At 68.2% G+C, this 14956-nt stretch carries 16 protein-coding genes and 1 pseudogene; 8 read left to right on the top strand and 9 right to left on the bottom strand.

The features are described 5' to 3' along the window. Positions 1-33: 33 nt before the first annotated feature. Positions 34-1842, bottom strand: a complete 1809-nt coding sequence (locus sphst_RS12845; protein ID WP_107045630.1) for a DUF885 domain-containing protein — start codon at positions 1840-1842, stop codon at positions 34-36. Positions 1843-1927: 85 nt separating this feature from the next. Further along, positions 1928-2131, bottom strand: a complete 204-nt coding sequence (locus sphst_RS12840) for a DUF5818 domain-containing protein (RefSeq protein ID WP_031440577.1) — start codon at positions 2129-2131, stop codon at positions 1928-1930. Positions 2132-2307: 176 nt separating this feature from the next. Here sphst_RS12840 and nhaA point away from each other — a divergent pair. Next, positions 2308-3694 (top strand): annotated as a pseudogene (gene nhaA, locus sphst_RS12835) (Na+/H+ antiporter NhaA). Between the two features lie 57 nt (positions 3695-3751). Further along, positions 3752-4069, top strand: coding sequence for a hypothetical protein (locus sphst_RS12830; protein WP_234387638.1), 318 nt, complete (start codon positions 3752-3754; stop codon positions 4067-4069). A 461-nt stretch (positions 4070-4530) separates the two neighbouring features. On the opposite strand, the gene sphst_RS12825 is transcribed toward sphst_RS12830, so the two are convergent. Beyond that, positions 4531-4779, bottom strand: a complete 249-nt coding sequence (locus sphst_RS12825; RefSeq protein ID WP_031396615.1) for a DUF2171 domain-containing protein — start codon at positions 4777-4779, stop codon at positions 4531-4533. Between the two features lie 56 nt (positions 4780-4835). Here sphst_RS12825 and sphst_RS12820 point away from each other — a divergent pair, with 56 nt between their 5' ends. The 5 genes from sphst_RS12820 to sphst_RS12805 all read left to right on the top strand — a co-directional run bounded on the left by sphst_RS12820 (position 4836) and on the right by sphst_RS12805 (position 7007). Beyond that, on the top strand, positions 4836-5039 hold the full coding sequence (locus tag sphst_RS12820) for a hypothetical protein (RefSeq protein WP_031396614.1): 204 nt from the start codon (positions 4836-4838) through the stop codon (positions 5037-5039). Then, on the top strand, positions 5036-5299 hold the full coding sequence (locus sphst_RS12815) for a hypothetical protein (RefSeq protein ID WP_031396613.1): 264 nt from the start codon (positions 5036-5038) through the stop codon (positions 5297-5299). Before sphst_RS12820 ends, sphst_RS12815 begins: the two co-directional genes overlap by 4 nt. Positions 5300-5344: 45 nt before the next feature. Then, positions 5345-6400 (top strand): ribonucleotide-diphosphate reductase subunit beta, encoded by a 1056-nt coding sequence (locus tag sphst_RS12810; protein ID WP_056409090.1) that lies wholly within the window; start codon positions 5345-5347, stop codon positions 6398-6400. 180 nt (positions 6401-6580) lie between these two features. Further along, the gene (locus tag sphst_RS20610) at positions 6581-6751 is read left to right on the top strand and encodes a helix-turn-helix domain-containing transcriptional regulator (RefSeq protein ID WP_159043616.1); all 171 of its coding nucleotides are present in this window, start codon (positions 6581-6583) and stop codon (positions 6749-6751) included. After that, positions 6744-7007 carry a DUF2442 domain-containing protein gene (locus sphst_RS12805; RefSeq protein WP_031396611.1) on the top strand — a complete coding sequence of 88 codons (264 nt, stop codon included), beginning with the start codon at positions 6744-6746 and terminating at the stop codon, positions 7005-7007. Before sphst_RS20610 ends, sphst_RS12805 begins: the two co-directional genes overlap by 8 nt. Before the next feature lie 210 nt (positions 7008-7217). On the opposite strand, the gene sphst_RS12800 is transcribed toward sphst_RS12805, so the two are convergent. From sphst_RS12800 to sphst_RS12780, 5 genes are all read right to left on the bottom strand, one after another. Next, complete coding sequence (locus sphst_RS12800) at positions 7218-7994, bottom strand: thermonuclease family protein (protein ID WP_234387637.1); 777 nt, start codon at positions 7992-7994, stop codon at positions 7218-7220. Positions 7995-8226: 232 nt separating this feature from the next. Further along, positions 8227-8892 carry an outer membrane protein gene (locus sphst_RS12795; protein WP_031394478.1) on the bottom strand — a complete coding sequence of 222 codons (666 nt, stop codon included), beginning with the start codon at positions 8890-8892 and terminating at the stop codon, positions 8227-8229. Between the two features lie 265 nt (positions 8893-9157). After that, positions 9158-9778 carry a hypothetical protein gene (locus tag sphst_RS12790; protein WP_051916419.1) on the bottom strand — a complete coding sequence of 207 codons (621 nt, stop codon included), beginning with the start codon at positions 9776-9778 and terminating at the stop codon, positions 9158-9160. A 73-nt stretch (positions 9779-9851) separates the two neighbouring features. Beyond that, complete coding sequence (locus sphst_RS12785; protein WP_031394476.1) at positions 9852-10193, bottom strand: hypothetical protein; 342 nt, start codon at positions 10191-10193, stop codon at positions 9852-9854. A gap of 72 nt (positions 10194-10265) precedes the next feature. Continuing rightward, positions 10266-11525: a multidrug effflux MFS transporter gene (locus sphst_RS12780; RefSeq protein ID WP_031394475.1), complete on the bottom strand. Its 1260-nt coding sequence runs from the start codon at positions 11523-11525 to the stop codon at positions 10266-10268. A gap of 458 nt (positions 11526-11983) precedes the next feature. Between sphst_RS12780 and sphst_RS12775 the strand changes: the two genes are divergently transcribed. Beyond that, positions 11984-12940 (top strand): isopenicillin N synthase family dioxygenase, encoded by a 957-nt coding sequence (locus sphst_RS12775; protein WP_031396078.1) that lies wholly within the window; start codon positions 11984-11986, stop codon positions 12938-12940. A 274-nt stretch (positions 12941-13214) separates the two neighbouring features. Here sphst_RS12775 and sphst_RS12770 read toward each other — a convergent pair whose 3' ends face one another. Next, positions 13215-14447: a M20 metallopeptidase family protein gene (locus tag sphst_RS12770; protein ID WP_107045629.1), complete on the bottom strand. Its 1233-nt coding sequence runs from the start codon at positions 14445-14447 to the stop codon at positions 13215-13217. Positions 14448-14956 lie beyond the last annotated feature (509 nt).

Raw genomic sequence — 14956 nt, 5'->3', positions numbered from 1 at the left:
GCGGGGGGGCGGCGGGCTGGAGGACTGGGGGGCCTAAGCCCCCGCCCCCGTCCGGCGCACCACGCGTTCGAGGATCGCGAGCGGCATCGCCCCCTTCAGCAGCACCGAATGGAATCCCTTCGGCGTATATCCCGGCCGCGCCTTCGCCTCGTCGCGCAGGCGGGTCCACACCGTGTGGCCGATCTTGTAGCTGCACGCCTGGCCGGGCCACACCGTGTAGCGATCGATCTCGCCCTGGCTGCGGCCGCGCGCGATCCCGGTCGTCGCGATCAGGTAATCGGTCGCCTTTTCGCGGCTCCAGCGTTTCGCGTGCATCCCGCTATCGACCACCAGCCGCGTCGCGCGGAACAGCAGCGACTGGAGATAGCCGACCTGCCCCAGCGGATCGCCCTCATACATCCCCATCTCGTCGGCGAGCTGTTCGGCATAGAGCGCCCAGCCCTCCGAATAACCGCTGAAGAACCCACGCCGGCGGATCAGCGGGATCTGCTCGCTTTCGAGCGCGAGGCTGACCTGGAGATGATGCCCCGGCACCGCCTCGTGATGCGTCAGCGTGGCGAGCCCGAATTTGGGCCGGTCGAACGTGTCGCGCAGGTTGATGTAATAGATCGCCGGTCGCGACCCGTCGAGCGAGGCGTTCTGGTAATAGCCGCCCGGCGCGCCCGCCTGGATCGTCGGCGGCACGCGGCGCACCTCGACCGGCGCCTTGGGCAGGCTCGCGAACGCCTCGGGCAGCCGCGCCTGCATCGCGACGATCTGCCGGTTGAGATGCGCGAGCAGCGCGTCGCGGCCCGCATCGGTGTTGGGATAGAGCTGGTCGGGTCGCTTGTTGAGCGCCACCAGCCGCTCGCCGACGGTGCCTCCCGTCATCCCCTGCGTCTTCAGGATGCCGTCGATCCGCGCGCCGATCTCGGCGACCTGCGCAAGGCCCAACCGGTGGATCTCGTCCCCGCTCATCGCCACCGTCGTCGCGGCCTCCGCCGCCGCGGCATAATAGGCGTCGCCATCGGGCAGCCGCCAGCAGCCCGCATCATGCACCGCCTTGGCACGCAACTCGGCGACCAGCGCACGCTGCCGCTCGAGCGCGGGGCGGACGTCGCGCTCGACGATCGCGGTCGCGCGCGCGACGCGGTCGTCGGGCAGCCCCGCGGCCTTCAGCTTGGTGGCGAAGCTCGTCACCATCACGCTCTGCGCCGCCGCGCCCTCCATCGCGCTGCCCAACTGTTTCAGCGTCGTGTCGAGGATATAGTCGGGTGCGAACACGCCGCGCGCCGCGTCGCTGCGCTGCTGCTCGCTGCTGTCGTCGATCGCCTTGGGCAACGCGGACAGTCGCTGCAGATACGCATCCGCCTCGCCCGCATCGCGCACCCGCGTCTGCGATTCGAGGAAATCGGGCACGTCGCGATACGGCCCGGTCAGCTGGCTCAGCACATAGGGCGCGAACCGCCCGAGGCTGCTGCCATAGGTGAACCGCTTCGCGCCCGCGACCGCGCGCGTCAGCTGATAGGTCACGATCTCGTGATCGAGCGCGGCGTCGCTCGACAGCCCGCTCGTCCCGAACGCGCGCAGCTCGGCGAGTTCCTTGGTCGCCTGCGCCAGCTCGCGCGCACGCCCCGCCGCCGACTGGTCGTCGAGCCGCGCCTTCAGCCCGCTGCGCGTCCCCGTGTCGAGCCCCAGGCGCGTCGCCTGTTCGGGCGAGTCGTCGAGCCGCGCATAGAAGAACCGGTCGAGCATCGTGCGCAGCGCCGCGTCGCGCGATCCCGCCGCGGCGGCCCCCTTCAGCGGGACCGCACCGATGACGGACGCGGCAGCGGCACTCGTTAGAAACCGACGACGATGCATGGACTACTCCCCTGATTCGGGAAGGGTGTAGCATCCGGGCGGTCTCGATCCACCCCGGGCCCCATGCTATCTAGAACTTACGCGCTCAGACGGGCGAGACGCCGTCCGCATTCACCAGGTCGTCGCCGACCAGCGTGCCGACCAGCCGGACGCGCTTCTCGACCAGGTCGACCGGCGTGCGGTGGAGCTCGAGCTCATAGCGCCCGCCCATGTCGCGGCGCAGGTAGAACGCACCGCCGTCACGGATCAGCGTCCCCGTCTCGTCGATCTTGGTTCCGATGGTCGTCATGGCGCGCGGCCTCCTGCCAGCGGCGATACCGCAGGTGACGCGCGACGCAACCCCCGGCGGCGTCGGCCCGCCGGCAGAAGTGTCCCACGCGCCCAAGGGATACGGCAAGGGATACGACGGGCGGTCTGCACCGTTATACCCGCACGCGCGTCCTGCCGACGCGATCCTGGAACATCATGGCCCTCACCCCCCGTCTCTCCGGCAAGCTGGCGGCGCGCGCGCATCATTCGCCCGCCGCCGCCGGTTTCCTCCACCGCCTCGCGCCGTTCTTCGCTGCCGATCAGGTCGTCGGCGGGCCGCTGCTCATCGCCACGATCGTCGCCTTGGTCTGCACCAACCTGCCGATCGCGCATGATTATCAGACGATGTGGGACAGCACGCTCGAAATTCGGCTCGGCAGCTTCCGCGCCGCGCACCCGCTCGCCGACTGGGTGAACGAGGCGCTGCTGCCGCTGTTCTTCCTGATCATCGGCGCGGAGGTGAAGCGCGAATTCACCAAGGGCGCGCTGTCGACCGTGCGCACCGCGATGTTCCCGCTCGCCGGTGCGATCGGCGGGATCCTCGTCCCCGTCGCGGTCTATCTCGCCTTCAACTACGGGACCGTCGGCGAGCGGCTGGGGCACCGTCATCACCTCGGACACCGCGTTCGCGCTCGCGATCATCGGCATGTTCGCGACCCGGCTGCCGGTCTCGATCCGCGCGGTGCTGCTGGCGTTCGCGGCGATCGACGATGTCGGCGGGCTGCTCGTCATCGCGGTCGCCTATACCGGCACCCTGGTCCTGCCGATGCTGGTCGTCGCGGCGGTCGCCTATGTCGCGATCTTCGTGCTGCTGCGGCTGAAGCTCGTCTCGCCCATCCCCTATGTGCTGCTCGGGCTGATCGTCTGGGCGGGCGTCTATGCGTCTGGTATCCATGCGACGATCGCCGGCGTGATGCTCGGGCTGTTGTCGCCGACCCAGTCGCGGCTGTCCGAACGCCGCTTCGCCGAGCGCGTCCAGGCCCCGATCGACCGCTTCAAGCAGGCGGTCGACGAGGCGGAGTCGGGCGACCCCGAGGAAAACGAGGAAATCCAGCGCAAGGCGCAGCAACAGCTTGGCTATATCCAGGAAATGACCGAGGCGACCGACGAACCCGCCGAACGCCTCGTCCAGATGCTCAACCCCTGGGTGTCCTATGTCGTCCTGCCGCTGTTCGCGCTCTCGGCCGTGCGGATCCATTTCTCGACCGACCTGCTCGCCGACGCCGCGGGATCGCTGCTCGGGATCGGCGTGTTCGCCGGGCTCGCGTTCGGCAAGCCGCTCGGTTTCGTCACCGCGACCTGGCTGGCGGTCAAGGCGGGCGCCGCCGAACTGCCCGACGCGGTCACCTGGCGGATGGTGCTCGCGATCGGCGCGCTGTCGGGGATCGGCTTCACCATCTCGCTGTTCATCGCCAATCTCGCCTTTCCCGATGCGCAGCGGACCGAGATGGCGTCGCTCGCGGTGCTCGCCGCGTCGCTCGCCTCGGGCGCGCTCGGCTATGTCCTGCTCCGCACCGCCGCGGCGCGGACCGAGGCCGGCTGACCACGGAACCTCCGCCGCCCACCGGGCGCTTCCATCTGGATCCCGTATGATGGAGGTATGACGATGACCGAAGCCTATTGGGGCGACACGACGCCGCCCGACATCGACTGGCGGATGAGCGCCGCGCTCGAAAACGTGCCCCGCGGCGACACCGACGTCGCCGAGGTGACCAACCTCGAGACCGCGGTCCGCACCTGGACCACGCTCGATCCCGAGCATCAGCGCGCCGCGACACTGACGCCCGAGCATGCGCTCCAGATCGGGCCCGAGGGCGCGGTCCGGCACTTCAGCGGCGATGCGATCGCAGCACTCGCCGCACTGCTCCCGACCGCTGGGCGCGCGGCCCCGGTCGACGACGACCCCGAAGCCGCCTGATCGCGTCGTTTCGGGGCCCGGACGGCGCCTGTCCGGCCCCGAAACCCGCGGAATTCCGCGGGCTCGCAGGGGTCTCGACCACCCGAGCCCGCCCCGACGCCCGATCCCGTATCTGGTGTTGGAATGCCCCGGACCACACCATCCCTAGGTGCAAGTCGGATAATTCGCGGCTCTTATCGAAATAAGTGCATAGCGATATCCGGCCCGATCATGTAGATAAATGGCGTCACGCAGCGCCGCCCATCGGCGACGCCGGGCCCAGCTAGGACGGAGACGACATGCGCAGCAAATCGCACTCTGCCGCCGGGCGGACACCGGCCGACGCCACCCCGATTCGGGTGGCCGGTGCAGCAGCGCGAGACCGCGTACGTACGACGCGAAAAGGGCGCCCCGGATCGCTCCGGAACGCCCCTGTCGTGCACTCGGCGCGCCCCCTCCGCTCGGGAGAGGGCGCCGCGCGGTTACTCGCTCTCTTCGAACGTCAGCGCGTTCGCGCCGGTCGCGCTCAGGCGGACCTTGTCACCCTCGATCTCGGCGACGAGGCCGAGCGAGATATAGTGATGCTTCGCGCCCTGCCCGTCCTGCGACTGCGGCGAATCATTCTTGGTCAGCTTGATGCGGTCGCCGTCGACATGATCGACGGTACCGACATGAACGCCGTCCGCGCCGATGACTTCAGCGTGTTCCTTGATCTGAGTTGCGTCGACCATTTTGCGTCTCCTGTGGTGGGTCTGGGTGCAGAACGCGCGTCTCGGGCATTGGTCGCATGACCTATGGCAGCGCCATCATGTTTGTCGTCGCGGCCCTGCTCGGGATCATCGGCGTCGCGATGCTGTTGCGGCTGCGCAGCCCCGACGTCAGCGACAAGCAGGTCTATGCCTTCCGGATGATCGGCATCATGCTCACCTCGGGCGCGATCGTGCTCGCGCTGTCGGCGGGCGCGATGTGGCAATGGACGCTCGAATCGTGAACACGCTCGTCCTGATCCTCGCGGTCGTCGGCATCTGCGCGGCGAACATGATCCTCGGCCGTCACTGGAGCCGGCTCGACCATAATCCCTGGTCGGGCGACTTTCGCGGCGAGACCTTCTGGGGTCCGACGCCCGGCTGGAACCCCGGCGCGCTCGACATCGGCAAGATCCGCCAGCGCGGCCGCGTGCTGATGATCGCCGCACCGATCGCGTCGCTGCTGTTCCTCGTCGTCGTCATCACCAGTTCAAGCCGTTTCTAGCTTCACCAGTTTCCTCAATTTTCTAAATTTGTCCCGGAGTATCCCATGTCCCTCCTCGAAGCCCGCAAGCAGTACAAGCCGTTCGAATACCCCTGGGCGTTCGAATTCTGGAAGCGCCAGCAGCAGCTCCACTGGCTCCCCGAGGAAGTGCCCTTGGGCGAGGATTGCCGCGACTGGGCGCAGAAGCTCAGCGATCACGAGCGCAACCTGCTGACGCAGATCTTCCGCTTCTTCACCCAGGCCGATGTCGAGGTGCAGGATTGCTACCACGAGAAATACGGCCGCGTGTTCAAGCCGACCGAGATCAAGATGATGCTGGCCGCGTTCAGCAACATGGAGACGGTGCACATCGCCGCCTACAGCCATCTGCTCGACACCATCGGCATGCCCGAGAGCGAATATGGCGCCTTCCTCGAATATGCCGAGCTGAAGGACAAGCATGACTATATGCAGAGCTTCGGCGTCGACAATGACGAGGATATCGCGCGCACGCTCGCGATGTTCGGCGGCTTTACCGAGGGCGTCCAGCTCTTCGCCTCGTTCGCGATGCTGATGAACTTCCCGCGCTTCAACAAGATGAAGGGCATGGGCCAGATCGTCACCTGGTCGATCCGCGACGAATCGCTGCACTGCGAGGGCATCATCAAGATGTTCCACACCTTCTGTGCGGAGCGTCAGTGCCTGACCAAGGCGGTCAAGGACGACATCGCCGACGTCTGCCAGACGACGATCCGCCTCGAGGACAATTTCATCGATCTCGCCTTCGAGATGGGTCCGGTCAACGGCATGACCCCCAAGGAGATCAAGAAGTATATCCGCTTCATCGCCGACTGGCGCATGACTCAGCTCGGCCTGAAGCCGATCTACATGATCGACGAGCACCCGCTGCCCTGGCTCGCCCCGATGCTCAACGGCGTCGAGCACGCCAACTTCTTCGAACAGCGCGCCACCGAATATTCGAAGGCCGCGACCAAGGGCCAGTGGAACGACGTCTGGGACAGCTTCGACAAGCGCCAGACCGCCAAGAAGGGCCCCGCCGCGAACGAGGACCTCGCCGACGGCGGCGACATGTTCTCGCTGGCGGGTGTTGCTGCGGAATAAGTCGCGCCGCGCGCGGGTTTAGCCACCGCTAAACCCCGCCCCGGCAGCGCGACCGGCCGGCGGCGCCATCAGCGCCGGCCGACGGCATGGGCTTTGCCCATGCCGGCCTCGTTCTGAAGACGGCAGGTGACAAACCCCGGCAAGGCGACGATGATCGCCGAGGCTTGGAGAGTCAGACTGATGGGCATCAAAACGACCGGCTGGAGCCCAACCGCGCATCTCGATAGCGATGCCGCAATGCTCGCCTATCTCGAAGCGGTCTTCGAAGACGGCGACCCGGCGTTGATCGCTGCCGCACTTGCCGACGTGGCCCAGGTCCGCAGCAGTGTCGGTGCAGACGTTCGTGATTAACCTCGTTCGCCTCGCCGTTACCGGCGATGATACGCTGGATCTCGTCTTTTCGGACGGCAGTGCCGCGCATTGGTCCGCCGCCGACCTTATCGCCCGTGACACGGTCATGACGCGCCCGCTCGCCGACCCCGCCTATTTCGCCCGCGCCTCCATCGAAGGCGGCGCGCTGGCCTGGCCGAACGGCTTCGAACTGTCCGCGGACGCGCTGCACCAGCGTCTGGCAGCCAAGGACCTGCTGATCCGCAACGCTGCCTGACGCGCGGTCGGGGGAGCGGCGCCGCCGAGCCCAGGGATGACAGCCAGCGCCTGACCGCATCGTGGCTGATCAATCGCCCGTCCCGCACATCGGCGTCCGCCCGCGCATCGGCCTCAGCCTCGGCCGCGGAGTCCGGCATGTCGAAGGGGAGAGTCTCGTGCATCATGCACCGTATCGTACAGGACTCACGTGCCGACGACGAGAGCCCGCTCAGCACCAGGGCGACCGCTTCCCCCCGCCATAATGCCGCGCCAGCCCCTCGCGGACCAGCGTGTCGCCCAGCGATCGCCCGTCGCGCTGCACAAGCCGCAGCTTGCGCCCATATTTGTCGACGTCGCGCTTGATCCGCGTCAGCGTGAACGGCCCGGCATTGAGCAGCGCCTGCATCCGCAGCGTCGCGCGGTGGCCCGCGCGTGCCTCGGCCTTGCAGCGCGGCGGGTGGGTTTCGGGGGTGTCGATATCGGCGATGCGGATCTTGGTGCGGGTCATCCAGAAGGTGTCGCCGTCGACCATGCAGTTGACCCGCTTGGCCCGGCCACAGATCGTGAAGCGCGCCGATACCGCCTTCCCCGCCCCCACCGCGCCGGGCCCAGCTCCAGCCCCGGCCCCAGACCCGGCCCCAGACCCGGCCCCGACGATCAGCCCGCCCGCCGCGCCCGCCGCCGCAGCCGCCGCGGTCGCGGCCGTGCTGCCCAGACCCGCGGCAGACGGCGCGACGTCGGTGGCGGTATCGCGCAGCCGCCCCCAGCCACCCGGCACATGGAGCTGCCCCGCGGGCCAGGTCACGCCGAACCCGGTCGGCCATTCGACCTTCAGGCCCGGCGGAACGAGCGGCGACCAGTCGATCTTGCGCAGCGTCGGCACCATCAGCCCGATCAGCACACCGTAGAACACCAGGCGGAGCTGTAGCGCGAGACCCGGACCGCTCCGACGCCGGGCGCCACCCGTCCCGCGATTGCCGCTCAGCAACCGCATAAAATCAAACACATACTCCATCGCCTTTCGCGCCTACGCGGCCACGAGTCGATGTCACTCGCCCGTCGACTCACATGCGGCGAAGCGAGTCGGAAATGCGCCAGAACGCATCGGGAACATCAGGAGGACGTCATGGCACCGCCCGACGCCTCTCCACGCGACCCGGCCGATCCGCGCCGGACACAAAAAAGGGCGGGGTGCGATCGCTCGCACCCCGCCCGATTTCACGTACCTAAGCCAAGGCTCAGAAGTGCGTGACGATACCCAGCATCGGGCGGAAGCTCTGCGCGTCGCCGAAGGTGTTGACCTCGGCGCGGATGCGGAAGCCGGCGTTGCCGGTGATGCCCTTCAGGCCGATGCTCTGCGGACCGACTTCGGCGCCGATGCCGTAGGTGATCGCGCTATAGTCGCGGTTCGTGTTGGGAACCGTGTTCGACAGGCCCGAGAAATGGTCGAAGTTGACCCACTGGTAGCCGACCTTGCCGTAGATCAGGCCGCTGTCGCCAGCGCGGAAACCGAAACGGCCTGCTGCGCCATACTGCCAGTCGATGTTGCCATCGATGCCCTTGATCACGTTACCTTCTGCGCCGACGAAGACCGGGCCCAGCGGAACGTTGACGCCCAGGACGCCCTGAACGAGCGAACCCGAGGGCTTGTAGCCGCGACGCAGCGTGCCGTTGGCGTTCAGCGCCTGCGGGATGCCGTGGCCGGCTTCGTTGTCGAACTGCTCCCAACCGCCCATGACGCCGAAATACGGCTCGATCCCGAAGGCCTTCGAGCCGTCCGGTGCAGCGGCTTCGCCGGGCGCTGCGCTGTTGTCGGTGGGGGCAGGAGCCGACATGTCCTGCGCGAACGCCGGAGCGGCGAGGGCGGCTGCTGCGATGGCGACTGCGATGGAAAGCTTACGCATATTCGAATGACCTTCTTGTTTCGTTCTGGGTCCCGCCGCCCCGGACAACCCGTGGCGCGTGACACTCAGGCCCTCCAAACAGGTCGATGACGAAAATGTTGCACCGCCGTGCGTCGATTTCGGGAACAATCACCGGCTGTGGCAAGATGGCAACGGTTTCTGACGGTTGGATGAACGAACAGGGGCGAAACCGCGGCCATCATGGCGGCTTCGTGGCTTTTCCCGGGCGTCAGCAAGACGCTACGGATACCCCGGTTTCAGCGGCTTAGCGGCGTCCGGGCGCGCTGGTGGCGGGCGCGCGCGGCGGCGGGATCACCGGGTCGACCGAGGTGGATTCGATCCGCCAGAGATGCGCCTCGGCGCTCGCGGTCTCGATCCCGTCGTTGACGCGGTGCAGCAGAACCATCCCGTCATCGGCAAATCGCGTGCCGTCGCTGAGCGTCCCCGTCACGCGCACCGGCACCGAGATGTGCAGCTGACCCGCCCCTGCATCGACGCTGCCCGGCGCGGCGACGCTGGCGTCATAACGGGCATAGCGCGCAAAGCGGTTCGCGAACCCCGCCCGGTCGAGCGTCGAGGATTCCCCGTCGCGACACCAGAGCGCGCGCGCCCCGGCAAAGTCACGCTCCGCGATCCGCTGGTAATAGCGTCGCACCACCGTCGCCGCCGCCTCGGGCAAGGTCTCGGGCGCCGCGGCTGCAATCTTGGTGGTGCCGACGGGATGCCGGCCGGGGCGGCTGTCCGCCGCATAGCGCGCGATATTCTGTTGCGCGCGTGCCGCCGCCGCGGTGACGTCGAGCTGCTGCTGCTTCGGGTCCGAGCAGCCGCCAAGGCCGCATCCCAGGAGGATCGGCAACACGCCGCCGGTTGCGATCACGATACGCACGCGCGCCTCCTACATCGAAGCGGGACGCGCGTGCGGGGATCGCTGCCGCACGCACGTCGGGGGATCGCAGGGATCAGGGCTTCAGCGCGACGTCGTCGGCATCGTCCAGCTCGTCATCGTCGATGCTGCCATCGTCGAGCTCGTCCTGGACGTCGTCCTCGTCGATATCGTCCTCGTCCATCGTCACGGTCGAATCGGTCTCGCCGACCGCTTCCGAATCCATGTCGATGTCGTCGATCGGCTCGTCCTCGTCGTCGTCCGTGCCCAGATCGGGGCTCAGATCGGTGACGATCGCGCCATCGACCGGGCCGCTGCGCGTCGCCTCGAGGATCTCGGCGCGCTGGCTCTCGTCATAGCCGTCCTCGTCATACCCGTCGTCGCCCGTGCCCATGCCGGGAACCTGATGTCCGCCCATGCTATCGCTCCTGCTCAGGCCGCGTCGTGCGGTCTCGCGTCAAGGAACGGCGGGCACGCGTGCCCGGTTCCGTCACTCGGCCGGTTTGACGACGATCGCAGGCCGGAACAGGCGGCCCCGTTCCGTCAGCGCGACGACTGCCAGCGCCGCGAGCCCCGCGAGCAGGAAGCCGAGCACCAGCGGCACCGTCGTCCCGTCGAACGCCTGGCCGATCATCGCGCCGATCACCGCGCCCGCGGTGACGCTGACGAACCCCTGCACGCTCGACGCGGTGCCGGCGATCCGCCCCATATTCTCCATCGCCATTGCCGAGAAATTCGACGTCGCCAGCCCGAAACAGCCGAGCGTCAGCGCCTGGAACACCGCAAAGCTGGTGAGCGATTCCCAGTTCGCCTCGATCGCGCCCAGATGCACCAGCGACACCAGGATCAGCCCCGACAGCGCGCAGTGGCTGATCAGCCGCGTGCCGAGCTTCATCACGATCCGCGAATTCATCAGATTCGCCGCCGCCATCGTCACCGAGGTGACCGCGAAGATCAGCGCGAGCAGGTCGGGCTTGGCGAACACGTCCGCCATGATCTGCTGGATCGAGTTGAGATACCCGTACAGCGACCCCATCAGCGCGGTCGCCGCCAACGTATAGCCGAGCGACAGCCGGTCGCTAAGCGTCTGCCGCCAGTCCGACAGGATCCGCGCCGGCGTGATCGGCAGGACGTTCTCGGGCGCCAGCGTCTCGGGCATCCGGACCCAGAACCAGGCGAGCACGACCAGCGTCAGGCCTGCGATCACCCAGAAGATCGCGCGCCAGTCGCCGAACTGCAGCACGCTCCAGCCGAAGGTCGGCGCCAGGATCGGCACGATCATGAACACCATGAACGCGATCGACATCACCCGCGCCATCGCCCGCCCGTGATAACAGTCGCGCACCAGCGCGATCGTCGCGACCCGCGCCGCGGCGATCACCGCCCCGCCTGCGACCCGCGCGATCAGCAGCAATGTGAAGCTCCCCGCCAGCGCGCAGGCGACATTGGCGAGCGCATACAGCCCCAGCGACCAGAGCAGCACCGTGCGGCGCCCGAACCGGTCGGCGAGCGGCCCGTGGACGAGCTGCGCGACGCCGAAGCCGATGACGAACGCGGTCACGATATATTGCCGGCTGTTCTCGCTCGCGATCCCAAGCGACTCGCCGATCGCGGGCAGCGCGGGCAGCATCGAATCGATCCCCAGCGCGGTCAGCGACATGAGGGCTGCGACCAGCGCCACGAACTCGACAAAGCCGATCGGCGCGCCGCGCATCGCGGGCGCGTCGGATACTGGGGTTTCTGCGGTCATGATGCGGCGCCCTACCGCGTTATCGCTACCTACGAAACCCGCTATCCGCCCCGCCACGCGCACGAATCCCACGCGCCCAATCCCCCGGGAGGCCACGCCCCCACCCCCCCCACAGCAACGCCCCCCAATCCCCCGGCGGCAACGCCCCCAACCCCCCGGCAGCAACGCCCCTCAATCCCCCGGCAGCAACGCCCCCCAACCGTCATCCCCGCGAAGGCGGGGATCCATACCGGCAACCCTCACGACTCCATCACCGACGTCCGAGCATCTGGATCCCCGCCTCCGCGGGAATGACGAAACCAAGTGCCCCTCCCCCAAGGCCCGTCATCCCCGCCGCCGCGGGCATGACGGCAAGAGAGGGGCCGGAATCGCTCCGCCGCCACGCGAAATCCCGCCAGGCAATTGGCACCGCGCGCCCGCGTCGCTATATCGGCGCTCCCCTATCCGGACATCCTTCCATGCTCGACAGCCCCGCCGCCCAGGTTCCCACACTCAGCCTCGCCGATCAGGCGCGCGACCCCGATGGCTTTGCCGCCGCGCTCGGCAACTCGTTCGAACGCTTCGGTTTTGCGATCGTCGCCGATCACGGCATCCCGACCGAACTGATCGACCAGGCCTGGGCCGAGACCAAGGCGCTGTTCGAGCTGCCCGAGGACGAGAAGCGCGGCTATTTCGCGCCCGGCGGCGGCGGCGCGCGCGGCTACACCCCGTTCAAGACCGAGATCGCCAAGGACGCCAAAGTCGTCGACCTCAAGGAATTCTGGCATGTCGGCCGCGAACTCCCCGCCGGCCACCGCTACGAGGCGCAGATGTCGCCGAACGTCTGGCCGACCCGTCCCGAGGGCTTCAAGCCGGTCTTCCTCGATCTGTTCAAGGCGTTCGACACCGCGGGCGACAAGCTGCTCTCCGCGATCGCGCGCCACCTGAAGCTCGCGCCCGACTGGTTCGACTCCGCGGTCAAGGACGGCAACAGCGTCCTGCGCCTGCTCCACTACCCGCCGATCCCCGCCGATGCCGAGGGCGTCCGCGCCGGCGCGCATGAGGACATCAACCTCATCACCCTGCTGCTCGGTGCGGAGGAGGCGGGCCTCGAACTGCTCGACCGCGCGAACGGCCGCTGGCTGTCGATCAAGCCGCCCGAGGGCGCGATGGTCGTCAATGTCGGCGACATGCTCCAGCGGCTGACCAACCACGTCCTGCCCTCGACCACGCACCGCGTCGTCAACCCGCCGCCTGAGCGCCGCGGCCATTCGCGCTACTCGATGCCCTTCTTCCTGCATCCCGCGCCGGATTTCCTGATTCAGACGCTGCCGGCGACGATCACCGCGGAAAACCCCAACCGCTACCCCACCCCGATCACCGCGCACGACTATCTCTACGAACGCCTGGTAGAGATCGGCCTGATCAAGAAGTAACTCCTCTTCTACCACCCCGGCGAAGGCCGGGGCCAAGTTGGGGAACGGCAATAACCGCGGACACCGCTCCGTTATGCCGACCTCTCCACCTGGACCCCGGCCTTCGACGGGGAGGGGCGACACGTGCGCCCGGCCCGCCCCCCGCCACCACCCCGGCGAAGGCCGGGGCCCAGTTGGGGGACGGCAATAACCGCGGACACCGCTCCGTTACGCCGACCTTCCCAACTGGACCCCGGCCTGCGCCGGGGAGGTGCAATGGGGGTTCTTCGCAGCCTCAATCGAACCCGTTCGCCAGAAACCGCTCCGCCACCGCGCAGTGCACCGCGATGCCGTGAGCCATCACCCGCTCGTCGATCGTCATCTTCGTATTGTGCAGCGGCGGATTGGTCCGCGGGTCGCTTCCCTCGAGCGCCGCGCCGATGAACGCCATCGCGCCGGGCAGCTTCTGCAGCACGTAGGAGAAATCCTCCGCCCCCATCATCGGCGGCATCACCTGATAGGCGCCCTCGCCGCCGATCGTGGTCGCCACCGCCTTGATCAGATCGGTCGCGCGCGGATCGTTCACGGTGACGGGATAGCCCTGCTCGATCGTCGGCGTCCCGACCGCACCATGCGCTGCGGCGATCCCCTCGACCATCCGCACGAACGCCGCGCGCAGCTGTTCGCGCGTCCGCTCGGACAAGGTCCGCATCGTCCCCAGCATCTCGACGCTCGACGGGATGACGTTGTGCGCCGACCCCGCGTTGAGCTTGGTGATCGACAGCACCGCCGGATCGGTCACCGCCACCTGTCGTGCGACATAGGTCTGCAGCGCGGTGACGATCTCGCACGCGATCGGCAGCGGATCGAGGCAGTCGTGCGGCATCGCCGCATGCCCGCCGCGCCCGGTGATCGTCGCGCGCAGCGTGTCGGTCACGACCATCAGCGTCCCTGACCGGCTGACGACATGCCCCATCGGCATGTTGGGCGAGATGTGCAGCGCGAACCCCGCCTCGGGCAATGGCGCATCGAGCAGCCCGTCGGCGATCATGTGCCGCGCGCCGTGATGCCCCTCCTCGCCCGGCTGGAACATGAACACGACCGTCCCCGGCAGATCGTCCCGCCGCGCGCACAAGGCCTTGGCCGCCCCGACCAGCATCGCGGTATGCGAATCATGCCCGCACGCATGCATCGCCCCGTCGACCTTCGACGCGAACGGCAGCCCGGTCTCCTCCTGCATCGGCAGCGCGTCCATGTCGCCGCGCAGCAGCACGGTCCGCCCATTGCCCCCCGCGGTACCGCCACCCCGCCCGCCGCGCAGGATCGCGACGAACCCGGTGGTCGACGTCCCCTCGCGGATCTCCAGCGGCAGCCCGGCCAGCGCCGCCTTCACCTTGTCCGAGGTGCGCGGACAGTGCAGCCCGACCTCGGGATCCGCATGGATCGCGCGCCGCAACTCGATCGCCGCATCGAGACTCTCCTCACCGATCGCGGCCCAGTCGGTGGTGGATTCGAAATCGAGCGACATGATCGGGTACCTTTGCAAGACGTGGTGCACCGGCCCGGCCAACGCCCGGCCCGTGCCGATGCCGCCCTATACCACAGCACCCCCCCCCCTCCACCCCCCCGGCGAAGGCTGGGGGAGGTGCAAGCGAGATCGGACCCGCCAGCCCCCACACCCCCCACCACCCCGGCGAAGGCCGGGGCCCAGTTGGGGAACGCCAGTGATGCAGGACGGCGCTCCGTTACAGCGACTCCCCAACTGGGCCCCGGCCTCCGCCGGGGTGGTATGCGCGAGATCACACGCCCCCGCTTCCCTTGTGTCCCCGCGAAGGCGGGGACCCAGTCTGGGCACCCGCCGTCGCGGGTGACCATGGAGAAGGACACGCCAGTCCACCAAATAGTGCCCCCACCCCGGCGAAGGCCGGGGCCCAGTTGGGGGACGCCAGTGATGCAGGACAGCGCTCCGTTACTCCAACCTCCCCAACTGGGCCCCGGCCTCCGCCGGGGTGGTATGCGCGGAAGCAGGAGCGTCCG

The organism is Sphingomonas sp. STIS6.2, assembly GCF_000732685.2.
Lineage (GTDB): Bacteria > Pseudomonadota > Alphaproteobacteria > Sphingomonadales > Sphingomonadaceae > Sphingomonas > Sphingomonas aerolata.
This window is presented reverse-complemented; position numbering and strand designations above follow the sequence as displayed.